We start from the raw sequence: 20,950 nt of genomic DNA on the forward strand, positions 1-20,950 counted from the left end.
CTATTTTAATTCCTCTTTGACCGAACCGCAGGTGGGCATTTTGGTGCCGAGGTAAGGGTTTTTGATGTCTTTGGTTTCGCTTATCCAGTCCGCACCTTTATTATTATTATACATCGGGCAGTGATCAACATATAAACCCTGTCCGGCACTAAATAATTTAACAAAGTCAATCATATCCTTGCTCAACATATCAAAGTGTTCGCGCTGGTGGGGTAGCTTCCCGGCGCTCATCCCGATATGCTCTGCCATTTCTTTTGCATCATCAGCTATATCGGTAAATGATTTTTTTTGAGTTGATGTTAATGCGGACTGGTCGAATTTCATAAAGCCTTCGGATAAAGCTTTCCCGGAAGTTGCGGCATCGGTGCTGTTATCTTTGGCCAGTGCGTTTTTTAAATCAAGGTAGTTTCCTACCATTTCCTTTACAGCAGCGGTCGTTTTTGAATCCAAACCACTTTTTGCCGGGTTAGATGTACCGGCTGAATTTGTTCCAGTCGAATCTTTGGAGCTGTTGGATGCTGATTTATTCGTGTTATTGCAGGCTACCATTGAAAATGAAGCCAGGCAGGTCACTGAAATAATGATTAGATTTTTCATAGGATGATTATAAATTACGGATCGCCCTGCGCAAGTCGCCGCGCAGGGAAATCAAATCTTTAAGAATTTAGTTAGCTTATTTATTCAGGGTTTCAGTGACCTTACCGCAAGTAAGCATTTGGCTACCATAGTAAGGGTTTTTGATTACATCCTCCGAAGCTAACCAATAACTCTTTTTCATTGGGCAATAGGCATAATAAACAGGTTTATCCGTTAATTTTACAGCCTTGGCCAGTTTGAAAAAGTTAACTGAAAAATTGGCGAAATGCTCACGCTGATGTGCAATGTCCTTGCTTTCAGAAATATGCCTGGCATCGAAAGCCAGTTTTTCCTGTGCCGCCATAAACACGGTAATATCCGGTTCTGGCAGCGATTTCATATCAACACCATTAACAGCCTTTAGAAATTCTCCTGCGTATGCAGCCGCATCAGCACTGTTTGATTTGACCAAAGCATCTTTAATGTTGTAATAAGATGTTACTAAAGTGGTAAGTGCAGTTGATTTTGTATCCTGCGAAAAAAGCAGTTGTGTAGAAGCAGTTGCGATCAACGCAACCAATAAAAATATTTTTTTCATGATTTAATTAATTAACGTAATAGAAAAAATTGGCACATGGCGAGGCCATGTAGTGCTGATGTTCTATCAATTAATCAAATCTGAAAACTTTGTAACGCGACGCGAATAGGATATGGAGGAGGCCGTCGTCGCCCGTCAACTAACGCCAATCGGGTCGATTGACTAACTGTTACGGGCTTTAAAAAGAATTGATAATAAGCCCCTATAAAAGTAAAGGGAGCCAGTAAGATAATTTGAGCTGATTGGGGAGTTACTTTAGCTAATGTATTAAAGCTATTGACCGCATCCTTGCAACAATGGTCATTTTGAGCTATCGACGTTTGGTTGTACAGCGGTAACTGATCACTAACAGTAGCCTTTATTTCTCGCTCACCAGCTTCGTGATGGTGTTCAGTTGTTTCGTCATGATGTTGTTCCTTACCTCCGTTTCCATCGTGGTGGTGTTCTGTCGCTTCATCATGCTCATGGATAGACATACGTAAAGCACATGCAAATCCGGTAACCGTATTTAGCAGGAATATAAATAATAATAAAAGTGCTTTACTTTTCATTTTCAACTACAAAGTTAAACAACAGGTTGTCAAATTGTTTTACATAATTACGTTTTAAATTTATACCCTATTGTGGAATCTGAAGCGAATACGTATCTGCAACTATTTTTTCATTCTTGCTAAAATAGCTTTCATCTGCGCAATCTCTTTTTCCTGCGTTTTAATGATACCGTCAGCAAGTTCTCTTACCTCTGGATCTTTAATATTTGCATGCTTACTGGTCATAATAGCGATCGAATGGTGCGGAATCATCCCTTTCATGTATTGAACATCACCAACAAATGTTTGGGTTCGCACGCCTACAAGTGAAAGAACAAAGGCCGCCGTACTGGATAAAATGATAACCACATTCAGTTTGCGGTTCTTATACATCATTCGCATCATTGCTAACATCAATAAGGCCATAGCGGCTACCATCATTAGCGTCATATAAAAGCGCGTCATACTTAAATAAACATGATCGGCCTGATCGACATTCAAAAACATAACGCCATACATGATAACAAATGACAATATCAGCATCAAAGCAAATGTTTTGTAGTTCCCCTTTTCCATAGTTAAGTCTTTATAAACTAACCCTTTCAATAATGCCTTTGTTTCGGTATCGCTTAAATTTTATCGATAGCTTTTCTACCCATTTTTTCAGAAGCTTTGAATTGACTGGGCGTTAATCCGGTGACGGCTTTAAATTGGGCAGATAAATGAGCACTGCTGCTATAACCCATCTTCCAGGTGATCTCGTTTAAATTCAGTTGTCCATATTCCAGCAACTCTTTTACCTTTTCGATCTTCTGCTGAATAATGAATTTTTCGATAGTTGTATCTTCTGCTTCAGAAAACATCCGGCTGAGATAAGCGTAATCCTTGCGCAGGCCATCAGACAGGTATTGAGAAAAATTCAAATGGGTGTCAGCAAGGTCACTATGATGAACCTTTTCGATGATGAGGCGTTTGATTCGCTCTACCATTTGATCTTTTTGATTGTCCAGTAATTCAAAGCCGAGTAATTTAAGCTGTGATGAGATCTGGCTCAATTGATCGCTATCCGGTTCGGGCTGAACAGTAGCGGTGCCTAAGCTCACTTCGCCAACGTTCAGCCCGATATTTTGCAACTGCTGCCTGACCACCATAATGCAGCGGTCACAAACCATATTTTTAATATGTAATATCATGAGGTTACATAAGCAAAAATACGGTTAAATTTTTTCAGCATGATAGCCTTTGATTTTTAAAGCGCTGATAACCTCGCTTGCTGTTAGTCCGTCGCCGGATTGCACAGTAAGGATCTTATCCGGGTTCGTGGTATCTACATCCCATTTGCTAACACCCTCCAGTGTATTAAGTGCTGGTGTAACCGTTGCAACACATCCACCACATTTGATATTGGTTTTGAATTTTAAAGTTTCCATGTTTTTTGATTTTTAAATTAAAGATTAAGTTTTGAAAATTTCAGTCTCAGGCTGTTGCTGACCACCGATACCGAACTTAAAGCCATCGCCGCGCCAGCGATCATCGGATTTAGTAAAAAGCCATTGAAGGGATATAATATACCAGCCGCGATGGGGATGCCGATCAAGTTGTAAATAAATGCCCAGAACAGGTTTTGACGGATGGTGCGGACCGTCAGTTTAGAAAGTCTTAATGCTTTGGGTACCTGCTGCAGGTCTGAGGAAACCAGGGTAATCTTAGCTACATCCATCGCGATATCTGAACCCTTGCCCATGGCTATACTGACATCAGCCTGCGCTAAGGCCTGGCTGTCGTTAATTCCGTCACCGATCATCGCTACGATCTTGCCTTCAGCCTGTAGTTTTTTAACAAAATTTGCTTTATCTGTTGGCATGGTATCCGCCTGAAAATGGGCGATACCCGCTTCCCTGGCGATAGCGGCTGCGGTTTGGGCATTGTCCCCGGTTAACATATAAACCGAAATCCCTTGTTTTTTCAACTGACTGACGGCTGCTGCCGAACCTGTTTTAATCGGGTCATTGATAGCCGCAATGGCCAGTACCTGTGTTTGACTGGCAAAGTAGATGACCGTTTTTGCCTGGTTTAAATAGGCATTGACAGGGTCGTTTAACTCTTGCGGTATAACTATGTTCTTTTCTGCAATCAGCCTATGGCTTCCGGCAAAATAAATTTGTCCGTCAAAGATTGCCTCAACACCGCGTCCGGTTAAACTATTAAATGCGCTTACTTTCACTAAAGCTTCATTGCCGGGTTTTAGGTAAGCTACGAGGGCATCCGCCAAAGGATGTTCTGATTGTTGTTCTATCGCCAAAAATAAAGCATGTAATTGACTTTGACTGCCGGGAAGGGACTTTGCCCAATGCAGGTCCGTAACTGCGGGTTTTCCCTGGGTGATCGTTCCGGTCTTATCCAATACGACCGTATCTACTTTATGGCCCAATTCCAGCCCTTCCGCATCTTTGATTAAAATACCGTTTTCGGCACCCTTGCCAATGCCCACCATAATAGCTGTAGGCGTAGCAAGCCCTAATGCGCATGGACAGGCGATAACCAATACTGTAACCATAGCCAGTAAGCCTTGTGTTAAGGCATGTTGCCCGCCAAATATCAGCCAGGCACTTAAGCTTAATAGGGCAATTAGGATCACAACAGGCACAAAAATTCCCGCTATCTTGTCTACTAATTTTTGTACGGGTGCTTTAGAGCCTTGCGCATCTTGCACCAATTGGATGATCTGGGCCAGCATAGTATCGCTTCCAACCTTTTCCGCTTTGAAACGGAAACTCCCTTTTTGGTTCAATGTACCCGCAAAAACGGGATCGCCTGTCTTTTTCTCTACCGCGACAGGTTCACCGCTGATCATGCTTTCATCCACAAAGGAATTGCCTTGGTAGACTAATCCGTCAACGGGAATCTTGTCCCCCGGACGAACTAACACTTGGTCGCCGATCTGCACATCAGCAATGGCGGTTTCAATTTCTCCCTGCGCGGTAATCAGTAGTACAGTTTTAGGTTGCAGCCCTATTAATTTCCTGATCGCAGATGAAGTATTTGATTTTGCTTTTTCTTCTAACAGCTTCCCAAGCATGATAAAGACGATCACGACAGAAGCCGCTTCAAAATAAACATGCGGGTGCAATCCCTGACGGTGCCAGAACTCAGGGTAGATCGTATTAAAAACACTGAATAGAAAGGCAATGCCCGTACTCATGGCCACCAGCGTATCCATATTAGCACGGCCATGTTTGCCTTGCTTAAAAGCGCCGAGAAAAAAGCTTTTCCCGGCAACAAAAAGCACGGGGGCGGTTAGTGCCATCATGATATAATTGGCAAACGGCATATTCATAAAAACCATTCCGATCAGTACCACGGGAATCGTTAAAATAGTGGCCCAGGTAATATTTCTCTTTAACTGCTGGTAATGACTTTGCTGCGCTTCCGTTTGTATTTCTTTACCTTTCACCGTATCAATGATCAGGTCATAACCTACCGATTGAACGGATTGCTGTAAAGCGGCGGGCTGAACAATTTCGGGATGAAAGGCAACCTTCACCGATTGGGTAGCATAATTTACCTCAGCCTTTTCAACGCCTTTTTGAGCGCCGATCATCGATTCAACACTGGCGGCACATGCCGCACAGGTCATGCCGGTAACAGGAAAAGTAAGGGTATGTAAATGTAGTGCTGGCATATCTTTTGTTTAACTGCACAAATTTACCTCCGGTTCCGGCTTTGAAAATTACAGGATTCTGTCTAAGATTTATAGAATAACGTAGCGTTGCGTTTCTGGATTTATTAAAACAAAATCCTTATCATTGAATATTAGTTGATAGTATAAACTAATGTCTAAACACACTATTTAAACCTTTAATTTATGGACAATTATTTCCTTGTTAAAAAACCTTATGCCGTAAATGAAAAAAAACGCTCCGCGTTAATTGAGTTTGTAAATAAAGGCTTGCGATTCATGCGTACAGGGTATCAGGTTAAACAACTGGACACCAACATAGATATGAATATCCCCGAGCAGGGCATTAACTACTACCATTTACTGGATTCAGTTATTTTCAACGGAGTTCCGGGGGATGTGGTTGAATTGGGCTGTTTTACAGGGCAATGCGCGCTTATTTTTGAGAAGGTGATAGAGCTTAATGGTTCTGAAAAGCAATTACATCTCTATGATAGTTTTTTTGCCACATTCACGGTGAAGGGAAGCGTTGAAGATGAACTTAAGTCAAATTTTAACAAAGCAAAATTAAAACAGCCATTTGTTCATAAAGGAGATTTTAAAACGACCTTACCAGATGAATTGCCTTCAGAAATTGCTTTTGTACATATCGACTGCGGTTTCGGCGGGGATAAAATGGAGCATAAGGCGGTGATGCTGCATTGTTTTGAAAGCATTTATCCTCGGATGTCTAAAAATGCTGTTTGTATCATGATGGACTATTTCGATGCAGAAAAGGGAGCGGAAGGGCTTGATATTAACCCCGGTGTCAAATTAGCTTATGATGAGTTCTTCGCCGACAAACCGGAAAAAATCGTATGCCTCTGGGGAAATCAATATAATCATGCATATTTCCGTAAAGTTTAAGAAGACTACATTTTCAAATATTTGATTTGCTTGTCCTGTTCCCAAACAAAGAAACTGGTGTAGGCATTAAGCTGGGCCGCTTTTAAAAAGCCACCGATACCGATCATCTTTGAGGTTTTTAGAGGGAATTTAACAACATTCAGGGTATCACCGGTTTGGTAGGTGATCAATGGATTTGTGCCGTTGCCGGCGATGCTGCATGTTCGCCCTGCTGCTACATAAGTTTCAGGATCACCCGGAGTGGCGTAATAGATATCTCCCTTGCGCTGCCATACAGTCTGTACAGCATTTGACGGGCTAATACGCAGGCCGCCGCCATCCATCGGGCAGCCGTTCAGTTTCCAGGTGCCCATTCCCATCTTGATTGCCGGAGAAAAAGTTTTTCCCTGATCGGATGAGCGGGTTACGTAAAGGTCTCTTGAACCATTCAACCAGTTCCTGAACATCAGCGCGACACTTGTTCCTTTAACGGCAATGCTTGGCCTGCAACATTCACATACATGCTGGTCGGGTGACTGATAAGCCATGATGTTTTTTGACCACTTTTGCGTATTATCTTTCAAAGATGAAAAATAGATCTGATTCTGCTTGCCAGTCCTGGTATCCAGCCAAACCGCATAGAAATTATCCTTATCGTCCGCAGCGATATTCATCAGCCCCTCGGGCGCTGAACCTTTCAGGTCATTAACCATACCCATATATTTCCATTTGGCAGTAGCATGATTGAGCTGATACCAGTGAATATTTCCGGTTTTGTCCATCGCAGTGATCACCGAGTAATGCTTAGAGCTGGCGAACTGTGGGCTCCTCGACATCCCCAGGTGCATTTCCGGAAGTTTGGCAACCAACAGCGGTTTGCCAAAAGATGTGCCATGATCGGTCGAAGTGGCGCAAAACATCTGATCGGCCGCCCCGAATACAACCCTTACAATTCCTTTACCGTCAACACTTACCTGCGGCTGCTGGCCGTTTCCGATAGAAGTATTAGGGAGGTTAGATGAAGACAAACTAAACAATGCCAATATGGGTAAAATCAGGAAGAGGAGCTTTTTCATTAAGTCAAACGGTTTTGAATCGTGGAATTTAAAAGTATTAAATGATATAGGGCAGTGTTAAATACAAAAAATAAAATAAGTAGCCGCAAAGTGACCTTATTTTAGAGCCCGCAAGATTCTTTAAAAGGGGAGTTTCTAATTTAAAGTTGATCTGTTATTTTGCTGATACCTGTTTTAAAAAGGTCTCTCACCTCTTTAACAGGTATATTGGTTATTTGTGCTGTTTCCTGAAAATCAAACTCTTCCTGCGTTTTTAAAAGGACAATAATACGTTCTTGCTGAGTTATGCCCTTCAAACCCGCCAGATGACTTTTGTTTAGCCTTTCGGCTGACAGGCGATAAAGTTTAATAAGTATGGTACCGCTTTCCTGTTTTGCCGTTGTTAATTTCCAGAATTTTAAAAAGACATCCTGTATCAATTCATCCGCAGCCTCATGTTCCAAACCTGCTTTCCGCAGGAAAAAATATATTTTTTCCTGGTACTTGTTTAGTACCTGTTTAAAAGCTTCGTTCCTTGTGGTATCGTTATGCAACAATCCTAATAAGGCTTCATCATCTGTATCGATTAACATAACTTAACCAGTTTAATGAATGATCTATTTCAACTTCATTTTTTGTATCCTGACCGCATTCAGGATCGCTAAAAGCGCAACGCCGACATCAGCAATAACTGCCTCCCATAAATTGGCAACACCACCTGCGCCAAGGACGAGGACAATCACCTTGACGACCATCGCGATGGTGATGTTTTGCCATACGATCCGCTTAGTTATCCTGCCAATTTGAATGGCGGCAGTGATCTTGGAGGGCTGATCATTTTGGATAACAATATCTGCGGTTTCGATGGTGGCATCGCTGCCTAAACCACCCATTGCGATCCCGGCATCAGCCAGCGCTACCACCGGGGCATCATTCACGCCATCCCCCACAAATGCGATACGGCTACCCGCATTTTTAAACTCCTGTACCTTTTCTACTTTCCCATCAGGCAGCAGATCACCGAAGGCTTTATCGATACCTAATAATTTGGCCACCTTATCAACTACGGCCTGTTTATCACCCGACAGCATGATGGTTTGAATTTTCAAACTGTGCATCTGCTCAATGGCCTGTTTAGCATCTTCTTTGATCTCGTCAGCGATGGTCAGATACCCGGCATATTTTTCGTTAACAGCGACGACAACAACCGTATCCACCAGTTGATCTACTTTGGATGGATAGGCGATATTAAATTTCTTAAGCAATTTCGTATTTCCCGCTAAAACCGTTTTACCATCGACCGTGCCCTTTAAGCCATGCCCGGATACTTCTTCGACATCTTTTGCTTTCAACCCTTCCAAAGTATCTCCGGCATAAATAACTACAGCTTTGGCAATGGGATGGGTGGAATTACTTTCGAGCGCTGCGGTGATCCTTACCAATTCTTTTTGGTCAATTCCTTCAGCTACTACTTCCTGAACATTAAAAACACCTTTGGTCAATGTTCCGGTTTTATCCATAATAACCGTGTTGATGGTGGTCATCACATCTAAAAAATTGGAGCCTTTAAACAGGATACCGTTACGGGAGGCGAGGCCGATGCCGCCAAAATAACCAAGCGGTATAGATACCACCAAGGCGCAAGGGCAGCTGATCACCAGGAATACCAGCGCACGGTAAAACCATTGATGGAAATTATAAGGATCGGTAAATAAATAGGGTGCAAAACAAACCAGCAAGGCAAGCGCAAAAACAATCGGCGTATAGATCTTGGCGAAGCGGCTGATAAACAACTGCGTTTGGGATTTACGAGCGGTAGCATCCTGCACCATTTCCAGTATCTTACTCAATTTGCTATCCTTGAAAAGTGATTTAACCTGCACTTCCGACACTTTATCTAAATTGATCATCCCGGCCAGCACGGTTTCACCTTTTCTCTTGGTATCCGGTTTGCTTTCGCCGGTTAACGCCGCTGTATTGAAAGTCGCTTCATCAGAATAAAGTTCACCATCCAGCGCTACCTTTTCGCCTGCTTTTATCTGGATGATCTCATCAATTTTGATCTCCTTCGGGTTAGTAACCAATGTTTTGCCGTCCCTGATCACCGTTACTTTATCCGGCCTGATATCCAGTAAGGCCTTAATGCTCTTTTTGGCTTTGTTTACTGCTGCATCCTGGAACCATTCTCCAATAGAATAAAATACCATAACCGCTACGCCTTCACTATAGGAGCCGATACTGAATGCCCCCAAAGTGGCTACGCTCATCAGGAAAAATTCGTTGAAGAAATCGAAATGTCTGGCTTTGCGCCAGGCCATACCTAATACATTATAACCCGCCAGCAGAAATGCCACGGAAAATATGATGAGATTTATCGGGAAAGCCGGCTGAAATTTAAACCCAAATTCCAGGGTTAGCATGACGGCCAATATAGCTAAGGCGGTAAGCAGCGGCCAATGGCTTAGCCAGTTTTCTTCTTCAGCAGGCTTGTTCAGGTCAACTGTTTCATCTTCTTCCTCATCATCCTCGGATTTTAATTCGCGATCAGTATCCTTTATGATGTTAACCTCGGCTTTATCTTCTCCTGTTTTTATTGGGGCATCCGGCTGAGTTGTCTCTGCCATACCGCTCTTCTTTTCTTTTTGCATCATTTTTTTAATTTAACGGTTTAACCTTCTGAATCCAAAAACCAGAGTTCAGCTTCTGCAATAGCTTTTTTCAAAGCTACACCTGATTGCAGGCCATCCTGATGATACCCGGCAGCCAGTTCCAATGCCTTTTGTTTTACTTCGGGCCGCAGATCTTTCAGCTGATCGTCAAAGCCCTCAAATTTTTCTTCATTCATGATCAATACTTCAAATTTAAGCAGGTATGCCCTGCAATCGTAGTGCAAATTATTTCCTGCATTCAGCGCATAAACCCTTGACAAGCAAACTTGTTTCCTGCCGCTCGTAACCGCCCGGCAATTTGACTTCAGGTATTTGCGTCTTAGGTAAACAGTGGGTTTCGCTGCAATTGGTACAGTAAAAATGTACGTGAAGGTCATGGTGACCATCAACCGTACAAGCCGGCTGGCAGAGCGCAAATTTAGTAGTGCCGGTACCGTCATCTATCCGGTGTACCAATCCATGTTCTTCAAATGTTTTGACACTGCGGTACAGTGTAACGCGGTCGGTTTTCTCCAGGCCGAGTTCCATATCAGTCAGGCTTACGGCATTGGTTTGTTTCAGCAGGTAATCCAGCACCACTAACCGCATGGCGGTTGGGTTGATCTGCTTTTCCAGCAATGTGTTTTCCAGTTCTTTCATCGCTATTCTTCCTCTGCGCCACCGGCTGCTTTTGATTGTAAATAGAATGCGCCTTTTAAGGCGACCTTTACGGATGATGGCAGTTCTTCAAGCGGTTTGATCTGTATAAAGCCTAATTCTGTTACCCCGGTGGATACCTCCACTTTTTTGAACCTGAAAACATTGGCTTTTTCTGATAAAACCATAAAAACAAACTGCTTGCCTTCCGAACGCACAACGGCATCAACCGGAACGGCCGAGGTTAGCCTACTGCCTGTACTGATCAGGGCCGTTACATACATGCCGGGAATCAGGTTCTTTTGCTCCTTGTTATTGATGACCGCATGAACCGTAACACCCTTGCTTTCATTTTCAAACGATTTATTGATACCATTGATCGTTCCGGTGATCTGTTGATTTTCCTGATTGGTCAACTGGAAACTCACTTTTTGACCGACTTTAACGTGCATGAGGTCTTTCTCAAATACAGTAAGGTCACAGTGGATCTTGGAGTTGTCCACCACTTCCATGATAGAAGTGCCGGGCTGAACAAATGCGCCGGTATTAGCGGTGATCTGGCCAACGGTGCCGCCAATCGGTGAAAGAACAGGGAATTGTGAAACGATATTGCCATCCGCTATTTTGCCGGGTGAAATGCCCAACTGGCTTAGCTGGCTTTCATAAGTGGTGATCCGGGAGCGTTCCGCATGATAGGTCGCTTCGGAAGACTGGAAAGATTTACCCGTGCCTGCACCGGCTTCCTGCAATTGCTTTTGCCGGTTATATTCTGCCTGCACATAAGTAAAATTGTTTTTAGCCGCGAGATAATCCTGCTGTATCTTAATAAGATCCTGGTTCTTAATGGTGGCCAGTAACTGCCCGCGCTTGACCTGCTGGCCTTCGATCACGCTGATATGGTTAATGATACCGCCTGAAAGGATGCTCACATCAGCCTTGTTTTGTGGCGGCACGGCCAATTGGCCGTTAGCTTTAATGACTGAATCCAGGTTTTTTTGCGCGATTGGGCCGGTTACAATGCCAACCGTTTGCATTTGCTCCGCGGTCAGTTCCAGCCCGTCGGCCTTTTTCTTGGCTGTTTCCGGCGCGCCTGCGTTCTCTTTGCTATCCGTTTCCTTTTTACCGGAATCACCCGAACAGGAAGCAAAGGCTAACCCGATCAAAAAGGCAGCTGTGATAAGTTTATATTTTTGAATGTTCATTGCTTATTCTCCTTTGATAAATTGTATTTGAATGGCGGACTGGTTCAAGCGGCTCACCGCTTCTATGTACGCTAATTTGACCTGTACTGCTGCGGACATATTTTGGATATATTCAATATACCCGATCTCGCCCAGGTTGAACGATACCTGCGCTATGCGTAACTGTTCGTCGGCTTGTTTTAAACCGCCTGAACGGTAATAATCAACCGCCTGTTTGAATTTTTGGTATTGCTGTACTTCCTGCTCATATTGCAGGCGCACCTGGGATCGCGTCTGCTGGTAATTGGTCTGCGCTACCTGGGCGGAAAGCCGTTCGGATTTGATCCTCGCACGGTTTGCCCCATTGAATATGGGCAGCGCAACACCTACCTGAATGCCTGCAATTCGCGTTCCTGGTGAATAGTCCCGGTTGATGCCCGCAGGATTAAAGCCTGAAATAACCAATTGCTGGTTATAGCCTAAAGTCAAATCGGGCAATCCTTTTGATCTTTCAACGGCGATCCTCGCGTTGGCGACCTCGATGTTTTGAAGATCGACATTCACCTGCGGGTTGTTAGCCACATTGATCGTGTCCGTCGGCAGGTTCAATATCAGGGGCAGATTACTTTCAGCAATAACCAACGGCCCGGAAGTATTAAGCAATTGTTGCAAACTCAATTCATTGCTTTGCAGATCTGCCTGCGCACCAATTTTGAGGGCTACAATTTCCTGGTATTTATTCCTTGCGCTGATCAGTTCCAAATTAGAGGTTTCGCCGGTTTTGAACCTGATCTCCGCTTTTCTTACGAAGCCTTTGTAAACGCTGTCCTGATAATTCAGGATGCGCAGGGTTTCCATGTTCAGCAGATAAGCATACCAGGCGCTCCGTACCTGACGGATAATATCGGCTCGTGTTAAATGTCCGCTGCGTTCAGCCAACAGCGTTTGCTGGTTCAGTAACTTGCGCTGGTTTTTGTACAAGCCGGGCCAGGCAATATTTTGGGTGATCCCAATCGCATTATCCATGTTACCGCCGCTGGTCGGGTCTTGTGTTACCATTAATTCAGTTTTGGGGATATCCGTGCCTGATCTTTGCAATGCCCTGGCCTGCTCGATGGATAAACCCGCCGAACGGATCTGCAGGTTGTTTTTAAGGGCCTGGTTGATCGCGCTATCTAAGGTTAGCGGCACCTTGCTTTGTGCCTGTGCGGTGTTTTGCTGGAAAATACCAAAACCGGTCACCATCAGTAGTGTAGCCAGAGCTTTAGGCACTTTGATCTTCCCGGCTTCTTTGCGGTTGAATAAGAGGTAAAGGCATGGCAGCACAAACAGCGTTAAAAAGGTCGCGGTTATTAAACCGCCGATAACAACAGTAGCCAGCGGCCTTTGAACTTCTGCACCTGCACTTGACGATAAAGCCATCGGCAGGAAACCTAAAGAAGCTACGGAGGCAGTCATCAGTACCGGGCGAAGCCTGGTCTTGGTGCCCTCTAAAACACGGTCATAAATATTGGACATACCTTCTTCTTTTAATTGGTTGAAGTAACCGATCAGTACGATACCGTTAAGTACGGCCACACCAAACAAGGCGATAAAACCCACACCTGCGGATATGCTGAACGGCATCCCGCGAATAAGTAATGCCGCCACACCGCCCATAGAAGCTAAGGGAACCGCTGTGAAGATCAGCAGGCTTTCTTTTATGGAACGGAACGTTACATATAACAGCACCAGGATAAACAGCAAAGCCGCAGGGACAGCGATCAGCAATCTTGCCTTAGCCGCTTGAAGGTTCTGGAATTGTCCGCCATAGGTGAGGTAATATCCTGTAGGTAACTTAAGCGCGGTGTTGAGTTTTGCTTGAATTTCTTTTACGGTAGATTCCACGTCACGATCTTTTACATTAAAACCGACGTAAATGCGCCTTTTGCCGTCTTCACGGGAAACCTGCGCAGGCGCATCTTTAAAAGAGATATCCGCTACCTGGCTCAACGGCACTTTATTACCCGAAGGCAGCGGAATAAGCAGGTTTTCAACACCCGATATATTTTCCCGCAGGTCACGGTTCAGGCGAACCACCATATCAAACCTCTTTTCGCCTTCAAATACCACACCGGTCACACTTCCGGCAAAGGCGGTTTTCAGGATCATGTTCACATCGCTGATATTTAAACCGTACTGCGCCATTTTATCCCGGTTATAAGCTACCTGTACCTGCGGCAATCCGCTTACTTTTTCGATATAGGGTTCACTAACGCCTTTTACCGGCGCGATCAGTTTAGCAAGTTTATCGGCTTGCACCGCTAAGATATCGAGATCATCCCCATAGATCTTGATCGCTACATCCTGGCGGATACCGGTCATGAGTTCGTTAAAACGCATCTGCATCGGCTGCGAAATTTCGACGTTAATACCGGGAATAGCTGACAGCGCATCTTCCATTTTATCGATCATTTCCTCTTTGTTCTTTGCGGACTTCCATTCCCCTTTAGGTTTCATGGCCAGCATCATATCGCCCTTTTCCATCGGCATAGGGTCGGTTGGTATTTCGGAACTGCCGATACGGGTAACCGCCTGTTTGATCTCGGGAAATTGGGCTTTTAACAGCTTCTCTGCCTTGCCGAACGTTTTGACCACTTCGGTGAGCGAAGTGCCCTGCATCATGGAAATCTCTACGGTCAGGTCGCCTTCGTCCAGCGTAGGGATGAATTCGCCGCCCATCCGGCTGAACGCCCATATCGCGATACCAAACACGATGAATACAATGGTTACGGTGATCACTTTGATCTTCAAAACGCCGATCAAAGAACGCTGGTAAATGCGCTGTAAAAACCCGATGATACGGTCTGAGATATTCCGTTTGTGTGAAGTTTTTTTACTAAGGAACAGGGCGCTTGCCATGGGCACATAGGTCAGCGACAGGATAAACGCGCCCAAAATGGCGAACGCTACGGTCTGCGCCATTGGCCGGAACATCTTGCCTTCGATCCCGACCAGGGATAGCAAAGGCAGGTAAACGATCAGTATGATGATCTGTCCGAATGCAGCTGATTTCATCAGCTTGCTGGCACTGTCCCGAACCTCCACATCCATTTGCGCGGTGGTCAGCTTTTCTACACCTTTTTGTTTATAGCTGCCTGTGGTGATGTGATGAACTACACTTTCGACGATGATCACCGCGCCGTCAACGATCAAACCAAAATCTATTGCCCCCAAACTCATCAGGTTACCTGATACCCCGAAAAGCCGCATCATGGAAAAAGCGAATAGCATGGCAAAAGGGATAACCGAAGCCACAACTAAACCTGCTCGTAAATTCCCCAGCAGCAGGACCAACACGAATATCACGATCAATGCGCCTTCCAAAAGATTACGTTTAACCGTATTGATGGCCCGGCCAACCAGTTCGGTACGGTCAATGAATGGTTCGATCACCACACCTTCCGGCAGGGATTTTTGGATCTGCACCATCCGTTCTTTAACATTTTTGATCACTTCACTAAAGTTCTCGCCTTTGAGCATCAGGGCGACACCGGCGACCACTTCGCCTTCGCCGTTGCGGGTTACCGCTCCGTAACGGGTCGCGCTGCCGAATTGCACTGTGGCAATATCGCGTACCAATATGGGAGAGCCTTTGGTGTTGGCGACCACTATCCGGCGGATATCGTCCAGGTTTTGCACCTGTCCCAGGCCACGGATGAAATAAGCGTTGCGCTGTTGCTCGATGTAGGAGCCGCCGGTATTTTCATTGTTCTTTTGCAGTGCTTCATATACCTGCGGTATAGTGATACCCAAAGAGTTCAGCTTATCATTATCCAGGGCGATCTCATATTGTTTAACATAACCGCCCCAGCCGCTGACTTCGGCCAGTCCAACGGTTCCGGCCAATTGGGTACGTACCAGCCAGTCCTGTATGGTTCGTAGGTCGGTAGCGGTGTATTTATTTTCATAGCCTTTTTTGGCATGGATCACATACTGGTAAATTTCACCAAGCCCGGTGGTGATCGGTGCCAGGGAGGGTTCACCCAGGCCTGCCGGAATACTGTTTTCAGCTTCTTTCAATTGGGAATTGACCTGCTGCCTTGCCCAATAAATATCCACATCATCCTTAAATACAATGGTGATCACGGATATGCCGGAACGGGATATGGAACGTTTTTCTATGATCCCGGCGATATTGGCCATGGATAATTCTATGGGAGCGGTAATGAACTGCTCTACTTCCTGTGCCCCAAGGCTGGGGGCTTGCGTAATGATCTGTACCTGGTTATTGGTAATATCGGGCTGCGCATCAACCGGCAGGTTGTAGGCCGAATAAATGCCCACCAGTATTAAAACCAGTGTCATGATCCCGATAGTTACCTTGTTCCGGATAGAGAACGCGATAATCTTGTCAAACATAAATTTGTAATAAATGAATACGAATACGGAAAAGCCGTGCAAAGTTGATTGCAGGCGAAAACATCAAGAAATTTCGTATTAGCTTATTTGCGGGGGCTGCCAGATATTGATCGGTTGTTCCTGGACGGCGGGTGTGCTGTAATCAGGATATACACTGGCGATTGTTTTTGTAAAAACGCCGATAGCTACGGTTGCTGTTAGATGCCTGGCTGTCGAGCAGCATGAACAGGTACAAAAAGGCGGGCAGGTTTCCTGACCCCTTTCGTCACTCGGTGCATGACTTTTTTGAATGGTTACGTGCATCACGCTGGCGATCATATCTTCTCTGTCCTGGCAGGGCAGTAATGCCAGCAGCGTAAAGTAGATACTGAATATGAACGCGATGTATTTCATTCAAGGGCAAATGTATTAGAATAATTCTAAATAACAAAATGCTGCGAAATATCAAAAAAAGCACCGCAAAGCTTTGCCCGCGTATTTGATCAGGTTTATATCCGAAAAAGACTACGGCATAATATAGCCGCTTCGTTTCAGCAGGCCATACCCTTCGGGACTTATTCCGTTTCCTTTTTCCGGGCGCGGGCAAATATTTATGCTTTCTTTTTTTCCTTTTTCTTTTAAAAATGATTTAATTTAATGGGATGACGGACAATGACAAAAGACGGTTAAGCATTTTTGATAAGTGCGCAACGTTGATGCCATTCATAAAATGCTTAAGTGGATAGATAAACTAAGCAAAGACGAGGTAAAATAAAAATCCCGGACACTCGCTGCACGGGATCTTTAACCTAAACCTTATCACAAAGTCAAGTGTTATCTTGACTGAAATAGTTTTCTAATATACGTTATTTAACAATTACCAAATATTACTGCTATGCAAAACCTGCCTTATTCAGTATTTTATCAATCACCTGATGGTTTTTTCGTATGCCGGACTGACTTCAACGAATTGGAGCAGGCGGATGAATTTATAGCTTCCAGGATATTTATTTTTGACGGAGCCAAATTTCATTTTATCCTTAAAGATGGAAAAAAACTCGTTAAGGGCGAGCCTATGCAGCGTACTGAAAAATTCTATTCCGATTCGATGAAATTTGCGGTGGAGATACCCTTGTCGAGTTTAACTAAATCTTCTTAAGATCAGCGCCCCCTGTTTTCACCAAAGATCATCAAACAATACGAAAACAGGGGGCGTTCTTCGGGCGGGCGATAGCCCGCCGCCGGGGAGTTTTAGAAATAAGGGGGATTGCTCCCCCTTGTAAATATTAATTGTAGATCAGGGCTTCGCTTCCCGATACCGCAAAATCACGGCAAAGATTAAAGGCGGTCTGCGCCCTTTGTTTGGCTGTCCCGTCCATAATGGACTTAAATTTTGCTTCTTCACTCTTGAAGCTACGCACATTCTGAAAATAGCCTGTAACGCTATTATATGCGCCAAATACTGTTCCTGCGGTGGTGTCCATCTGCTGGGTCTGGCTTCCTAAAGCATACTCATACACGTTATCAACGATATTGGTATAGTGTGTAGATAGCAGGTCTAATTTACCCTCTGCTAAATTTTCTAAAACCTCTTTGTTAGGTGCCATTGCGATCTGTATCAATTTTTTAACCTCCGCATCCGTAATGCGCACTTTCGCCCACTGGTTAAATAAGCCTTCCATTTCACCGCTTAATGATCTGCTGATACCCATAAGCGTATGCGCCTGTTTTAAGCGCTCGGTGGCGGAGGCGGTATGACGTATTTTTATAGCCCCCGAATGATTGTTCATAGCTGCGTTTAGCGTATTGTTGCATACTATCCTGATCGGCGTAAAAGCGGCGGTAATGCTTCCTAAACCATCGTGCGTAGTCGTTAAAAACAAATACTGTTCTATCCAGTCCTTAACGCCCACCCGAATATAATCGGGCAACTTAGCAGTAATAAAAACCCGTTCACCGTTACCTAAAGCCCCTGCCGTCTCGTATAAAATCCCATCACCACCGCCAACGATAGCATCAAAGAACGAAAACGCATCACGGTTTTGTACCACTTCGTAATCATTGCCGACTACTCCTAAAACCTGCTCGGTATCTGCCCGAACGGTTGCAAAGAAATTGGGCACTTCTATTTCGGGGATCATGATATCGTCGCTTCCCTCGCCTAAATGATTTGCAGTATCATAAGTAAACAAAGGACGTTTCTCAACGATGTAATCCAAACCCGCGTGCTGTATCGCTTCGCTGCTGGTTGGATAACGGTCTATAATTTGCCCTAACCCGTGCCAGGCTTTTTCCTTAACGCTCATAAAGCTGTTTTTGCCTGTTTTCTGATTGAAATTTATTTGATGTGCCATGACTTTAATTTTTTGTATTCAGTTCAATAATTTTTGTTTGTAATACTTCCACATTGGGGGTGCTGCTCACCTGTAAAACCGTTTCAGTTTGCAGTTCCTTTATAGCATCGTGTATGCTGCCATGCGTGGTTTTTATGGTGACTTTCACCAGTAAAAAGATTTTATCTTCCATTGCGTTAAAATTGATAGGTATTCATAAAATCGCTTAGTTCTAACTGAAACCTTGCAGGGTTTTCTTTCGCTAACGTTTCGGCGTAACCCTCCCAAAATATTTGGTTGGTCAGTTCTATAAATTGCTCGTACATAGGAATTGCTGTTTTTTTGTGAAACCATAAAAAATGCTCACCATCCCGATAGCTTTCGGGATGGGAGCATAATTTGTTTAAGCATTTGGAAAAATGATGTTGGCTTCAATTTCGGCCAGTTTTTCGTGGCAGGCATCGAAAATGAATTGGGAAACCATGCGGATAAGGTTAGGCGTGTTAGTGACAAACTCCCGGCCTTTATCATCTTTGATAATTAGCTTGCAACCCTGATAAGGGTTATTTTCCAGTTCGTCGTTCTCCTCGATAAGTTTTACCTCAAAATCTTCCAATAACTTAATGCGGGATAAAAGGGTAATGCGCTGAATGCTTAGGCGGTGTAAGCCCTCCACCGATTTTAACGTTTGCTCTAAGTTCAAAGCGAACTTTTTAGGTTCGGCTTTCACTTCTTCAACTTTTGCGGGTTCTGCTTTAGCTTCCTCCGCTTTTGCTGGCTCGGCTTTCGGTGCTTCGTCTAATCCCTGTCCTGTGGTGTAAGGCGCAACGTTAGCGGGTTGGTTATCCACTGTAGCGGGGCTATCGGTCTTAACCTCGGCAGTTTTGGTTGCCTCAACTTGCGGAGTTTTGGCAGGTGTTTGATCTTTAGCGTTTTCATCTTCTTTGGCTTCCTTTCCTGTTAAGCTTGGGCGGTTTTCAACTCTGTTTGCTGTTTGGTTGTTTTTTGCTGCTGTACCTTGTACTGCGGTTGCATTTTTTTCTGCTGTTTTCATTTTTTAAATGATTTAAAAGGGTTAAAAATTTATTTTTTTCGTTTCCCTCTTTCCCCGAAGACTTTCCCTGAAAAGCTATTTTTCAAAAGAAAAAACGGAAAAAAAGAAAGCTCAAAAAGCCGGTCGTAGAACTTTCACGGGAGAACTATAAGTCCCGAAGGGTGACCGCAGCAAAGCGGAGGTCATTATGCGTTCGTACGTGGAAGTTGACCGAGCTTGAGTTTCTTTTAGGCCGTTTCTTGAAAAATAGCATCTTGAAAGCATCTGATATTTGAGCAGTCAATTAAGTGCAGCGTGAAGGCAAGCGCCGCTTTTCCCGGCGCAATAAAAATGAAGCGGGTAAACAAGTGAAGTCCTGAATAATGCGCTTAATAGGAGTTATTAGTAGTTACAGTTAAGGCGAAGCTTTTGCAGCGCAGCAAAAATGCTGGAGCGGGACTTTCAGGCAAGCGGATCTTTTATTTCCTGACAGGGATTGCAACGGCATCCTTTTGAAAAAAGATAGAGTGTAAAGCCCGGCCTGAAAGGGGCAGCATGATCTATATACAAAATCTGAACGGATTGTAAATTTACCCATCTTTCCATTTTGGTTCTTTATCCGTAATTTTGTGTAGGCCGTAAATCATCAAATAGCAGCTTGGAACAATACACATTTTATAAAGACCAGTACGATAAAACTTTGGAGCGTAAGAATGAGATCAATTCCTCGTTATCTACGCCTATCGGTATTCTGACCGCTTTAGTGGCCGGCTTATTCTATGCGACCACAAACTTTAATTTCGATGACAACCTAACGCTATCTATCGTTTTCGCAGTTATCGGACTGGTATCTGTAGGTTTATTGAGTGTTTCCATTTATCGCCTGGTCAGGGCATTTTCCGACCTGCAAAATGGACTTGAATATTTTTACCTGAATGATGCTGATGTCCTGAATACTTATTATCAAGGGCTAATTACTTTTTATACCGCCCAGGCAGGCATAACTCCGGCTAACATCATTATATCGGCACAAAAAGATTTTGAAGAATATTTGACATCAGAACTGATCACAAATACGGCAAATAATCAGATCAATAACCGTGAAAAAACTTTTCATCGTTTTCAATGCCATCAATACATGATTTATTCTTTAATTTCGTTAAGTTTGTTAATCATTCCGTTTGGCATTGATTTTGGTATCAGTAAAGGGAAGGATAAAGTACAGAAAGTTAAAGTTGAATCTGGCATACCGGTGACTTTAACCTTAAAATATAAAGACACAACACAACGTTTAATTATAAACCCATCAAACAATGGCACAAGGAGCAGTAAAACCGACACCACCACCGTCATTAAGAATAAGGGACGGCGTTAATCCTGTTGTTTATCGTCCGG

The 20,950-nt window shown here is 44.1% G+C and carries 22 protein-coding genes; 3 read left to right on the forward strand and 19 right to left on the reverse strand.

All coding sequences use genetic code 11. The features are described from left to right. The 7 genes from AC59GT_RS06140 to AC59GT_RS06170 all read right to left on the reverse strand — a co-directional run bounded on the left by AC59GT_RS06140 (position 1) and on the right by AC59GT_RS06170 (position 5,386). Positions 1-597: a DUF3347 domain-containing protein gene (locus AC59GT_RS06140; protein ID WP_290308912.1), complete on the reverse strand. Its 597-nt coding sequence runs from the start codon at positions 595-597 to the stop codon at positions 1-3. Between the two features lie 76 nt (positions 598-673). Then, positions 674-1,174, reverse strand: coding sequence for a DUF3347 domain-containing protein (locus AC59GT_RS06145; protein WP_497236807.1), 501 nt, complete (start codon positions 1,172-1,174; stop codon positions 674-676). A 74-nt stretch (positions 1,175-1,248) separates the two neighbouring features. Continuing rightward, complete coding sequence (locus tag AC59GT_RS06150; protein WP_497236808.1) at positions 1,249-1,725, reverse strand: hypothetical protein; 477 nt, start codon at positions 1,723-1,725, stop codon at positions 1,249-1,251. Between the two features lie 102 nt (positions 1,726-1,827). After that, on the reverse strand, positions 1,828-2,280 hold the full coding sequence (locus tag AC59GT_RS06155) for a DUF305 domain-containing protein (protein WP_497236809.1): 453 nt from the start codon (positions 2,278-2,280) through the stop codon (positions 1,828-1,830). A 53-nt stretch (positions 2,281-2,333) separates the two neighbouring features. Then, positions 2,334-2,897, reverse strand: coding sequence for a helix-turn-helix domain-containing protein (locus tag AC59GT_RS06160; protein ID WP_497236810.1), 564 nt, complete (start codon positions 2,895-2,897; stop codon positions 2,334-2,336). A gap of 24 nt (positions 2,898-2,921) precedes the next feature. Beyond that, entirely contained in the window at positions 2,922-3,134 is a 213-nt protein-coding gene (locus tag AC59GT_RS06165) for a heavy-metal-associated domain-containing protein (RefSeq protein ID WP_022833741.1), read from the reverse strand. 17 nt (positions 3,135-3,151) lie between these two features. Then, the gene (locus AC59GT_RS06170) at positions 3,152-5,386 is read right to left on the reverse strand and encodes a heavy metal translocating P-type ATPase (protein ID WP_497236811.1); all 2,235 of its coding nucleotides are present in this window, start codon (positions 5,384-5,386) and stop codon (positions 3,152-3,154) included. A gap of 183 nt (positions 5,387-5,569) precedes the next feature. On the opposite strand from AC59GT_RS06170, the gene AC59GT_RS06175 reads away from it, so the two are divergent. Beyond that, entirely contained in the window at positions 5,570-6,289 is a 720-nt protein-coding gene (locus AC59GT_RS06175; protein ID WP_497236812.1) for a class I SAM-dependent methyltransferase, read from the forward strand. A 5-nt stretch (positions 6,290-6,294) separates the two neighbouring features. Here AC59GT_RS06175 and AC59GT_RS06180 read toward each other — a convergent pair whose 3' ends face one another. The 8 genes from AC59GT_RS06180 to AC59GT_RS06215 form a co-directional block, all read right to left on the reverse strand. Beyond that, positions 6,295-7,344, reverse strand: a complete 1,050-nt coding sequence (locus tag AC59GT_RS06180) for a hypothetical protein (RefSeq protein WP_497236813.1) — start codon at positions 7,342-7,344, stop codon at positions 6,295-6,297. A 140-nt stretch (positions 7,345-7,484) separates the two neighbouring features. Then, a complete protein-coding gene (locus tag AC59GT_RS06185; RefSeq protein WP_497236814.1) occupies positions 7,485-7,916 on the reverse strand; it encodes an RNA polymerase sigma factor in 432 nt (143 codons plus the stop codon). Positions 7,917-7,940: 24 nt separating this feature from the next. Continuing rightward, positions 7,941-9,974 carry a heavy metal translocating P-type ATPase gene (locus AC59GT_RS06190; RefSeq protein ID WP_290308899.1) on the reverse strand — a complete coding sequence of 678 codons (2,034 nt, stop codon included), beginning with the start codon at positions 9,972-9,974 and terminating at the stop codon, positions 7,941-7,943. Between the two features lie 17 nt (positions 9,975-9,991). Then, on the reverse strand, positions 9,992-10,168 hold the full coding sequence (locus AC59GT_RS06195) for a hypothetical protein (protein WP_290308898.1): 177 nt from the start codon (positions 10,166-10,168) through the stop codon (positions 9,992-9,994). Positions 10,169-10,217: 49 nt separating this feature from the next. Next, the gene (locus AC59GT_RS06200; protein WP_290308897.1) at positions 10,218-10,631 is read right to left on the reverse strand and encodes a Fur family transcriptional regulator; all 414 of its coding nucleotides are present in this window, start codon (positions 10,629-10,631) and stop codon (positions 10,218-10,220) included. A 2-nt stretch (positions 10,632-10,633) separates the two neighbouring features. Then, entirely contained in the window at positions 10,634-11,830 is a 1,197-nt protein-coding gene (locus tag AC59GT_RS06205; protein WP_497236815.1) for an efflux RND transporter periplasmic adaptor subunit, read from the reverse strand. 3 nt (positions 11,831-11,833) lie between these two features. Continuing rightward, entirely contained in the window at positions 11,834-16,210 is a 4,377-nt protein-coding gene (locus tag AC59GT_RS06210) for a CusA/CzcA family heavy metal efflux RND transporter (protein ID WP_497236816.1), read from the reverse strand. 78 nt (positions 16,211-16,288) lie between these two features. Continuing rightward, positions 16,289-16,603, reverse strand: a complete 315-nt coding sequence (locus AC59GT_RS06215; protein ID WP_497236817.1) for a DUF6660 family protein — start codon at positions 16,601-16,603, stop codon at positions 16,289-16,291. A 481-nt stretch (positions 16,604-17,084) separates the two neighbouring features. On the opposite strand from AC59GT_RS06215, the gene AC59GT_RS06220 reads away from it, so the two are divergent. After that, on the forward strand, positions 17,085-17,348 hold the full coding sequence (locus AC59GT_RS06220; RefSeq protein WP_497236818.1) for a hypothetical protein: 264 nt from the start codon (positions 17,085-17,087) through the stop codon (positions 17,346-17,348). A 127-nt stretch (positions 17,349-17,475) separates the two neighbouring features. Here the strand turns inward: AC59GT_RS06220 and AC59GT_RS06225 are convergent, their stop codons facing one another. The 4 genes from AC59GT_RS06225 to AC59GT_RS06240 form a co-directional block, all read right to left on the reverse strand. Then, positions 17,476-18,543, reverse strand: coding sequence for a DUF932 domain-containing protein (locus AC59GT_RS06225; protein WP_290308892.1), 1,068 nt, complete (start codon positions 18,541-18,543; stop codon positions 17,476-17,478). Positions 18,544-18,547: 4 nt separating this feature from the next. After that, on the reverse strand, positions 18,548-18,715 hold the full coding sequence (locus tag AC59GT_RS06230; protein ID WP_290308891.1) for a hypothetical protein: 168 nt from the start codon (positions 18,713-18,715) through the stop codon (positions 18,548-18,550). 4 nt (positions 18,716-18,719) lie between these two features. Continuing rightward, positions 18,720-18,848: a hypothetical protein gene (locus tag AC59GT_RS06235; protein ID WP_022833727.1), complete on the reverse strand. Its 129-nt coding sequence runs from the start codon at positions 18,846-18,848 to the stop codon at positions 18,720-18,722. Between the two features lie 77 nt (positions 18,849-18,925). Continuing rightward, entirely contained in the window at positions 18,926-19,576 is a 651-nt protein-coding gene (locus AC59GT_RS06240) for a hypothetical protein (RefSeq protein ID WP_290308890.1), read from the reverse strand. A 637-nt stretch (positions 19,577-20,213) separates the two neighbouring features. Between AC59GT_RS06240 and AC59GT_RS06245 the strand changes: the two genes are divergently transcribed. Next, entirely contained in the window at positions 20,214-20,930 is a 717-nt protein-coding gene (locus AC59GT_RS06245; RefSeq protein WP_497236819.1) for a hypothetical protein, read from the forward strand. Positions 20,931-20,950 lie beyond the last annotated feature (20 nt).

The sequence above is a fragment of the Mucilaginibacter sp. 320_HR genome, assembly GCF_059691875.1.

What these genes read in the sequence shown, in the direction of transcription:
- AC59GT_RS06195 (WP_290308898.1), bottom strand. Translation starts at nt 10,168, where the DNA reads ATGAATGAAGAAAAATTTGAGGGCTTTGACGATCAGCTGAAAGATCTG.
- AC59GT_RS06190 (WP_290308899.1), bottom strand. Translation starts at nt 9,974, where the DNA reads ATGATGCAAAAAGAAAAGAAGAGCGGTATGGCAGAGACAACTCAGCCG.
- AC59GT_RS06215 (WP_497236817.1), bottom strand. Translation starts at nt 16,603, where the DNA reads ATGAAATACATCGCGTTCATATTCAGTATCTACTTTACGCTGCTGGCA.
- AC59GT_RS06220 (WP_497236818.1), top strand. Translation starts at nt 17,085, where the DNA reads ATGCAAAACCTGCCTTATTCAGTATTTTATCAATCACCTGATGGTTTT.
- AC59GT_RS06140 (WP_290308912.1), bottom strand. Translation starts at nt 597, where the DNA reads ATGAAAAATCTAATCATTATTTCAGTGACCTGCCTGGCTTCATTTTCA.
- AC59GT_RS06185 (WP_497236814.1), bottom strand. Translation starts at nt 7,916, where the DNA reads ATGTTAATCGATACAGATGATGAAGCCTTATTAGGATTGTTGCATAAC.
- AC59GT_RS06180 (WP_497236813.1), bottom strand. Translation starts at nt 7,344, where the DNA reads ATGAAAAAGCTCCTCTTCCTGATTTTACCCATATTGGCATTGTTTAGT.
- AC59GT_RS06235 (WP_022833727.1), bottom strand. Translation starts at nt 18,848, where the DNA reads ATGTACGAGCAATTTATAGAACTGACCAACCAAATATTTTGGGAGGGT.
- AC59GT_RS06200 (WP_290308897.1), bottom strand. Translation starts at nt 10,631, where the DNA reads ATGAAAGAACTGGAAAACACATTGCTGGAAAAGCAGATCAACCCAACC.
- AC59GT_RS06145 (WP_497236807.1), bottom strand. Translation starts at nt 1,174, where the DNA reads ATGAAAAAAATATTTTTATTGGTTGCGTTGATCGCAACTGCTTCTACA.
- AC59GT_RS06210 (WP_497236816.1), bottom strand. Translation starts at nt 16,210, where the DNA reads ATGTTTGACAAGATTATCGCGTTCTCTATCCGGAACAAGGTAACTATC.
- AC59GT_RS06155 (WP_497236809.1), bottom strand. Translation starts at nt 2,280, where the DNA reads ATGGAAAAGGGGAACTACAAAACATTTGCTTTGATGCTGATATTGTCA.
- AC59GT_RS06175 (WP_497236812.1), top strand. Translation starts at nt 5,570, where the DNA reads ATGGACAATTATTTCCTTGTTAAAAAACCTTATGCCGTAAATGAAAAA.
- AC59GT_RS06230 (WP_290308891.1), bottom strand. Translation starts at nt 18,715, where the DNA reads ATGGAAGATAAAATCTTTTTACTGGTGAAAGTCACCATAAAAACCACG.
- AC59GT_RS06240 (WP_290308890.1), bottom strand. Translation starts at nt 19,576, where the DNA reads ATGAAAACAGCAGAAAAAAATGCAACCGCAGTACAAGGTACAGCAGCA.
- AC59GT_RS06165 (WP_022833741.1), bottom strand. Translation starts at nt 3,134, where the DNA reads ATGGAAACTTTAAAATTCAAAACCAATATCAAATGTGGTGGATGTGTT.
- AC59GT_RS06170 (WP_497236811.1), bottom strand. Translation starts at nt 5,386, where the DNA reads ATGCCAGCACTACATTTACATACCCTTACTTTTCCTGTTACCGGCATG.
- AC59GT_RS06205 (WP_497236815.1), bottom strand. Translation starts at nt 11,830, where the DNA reads ATGAACATTCAAAAATATAAACTTATCACAGCTGCCTTTTTGATCGGG.
- AC59GT_RS06225 (WP_290308892.1), bottom strand. Translation starts at nt 18,543, where the DNA reads ATGGCACATCAAATAAATTTCAATCAGAAAACAGGCAAAAACAGCTTT.
- AC59GT_RS06150 (WP_497236808.1), bottom strand. Translation starts at nt 1,725, where the DNA reads ATGAAAAGTAAAGCACTTTTATTATTATTTATATTCCTGCTAAATACG.
- AC59GT_RS06160 (WP_497236810.1), bottom strand. Translation starts at nt 2,897, where the DNA reads ATGATATTACATATTAAAAATATGGTTTGTGACCGCTGCATTATGGTG.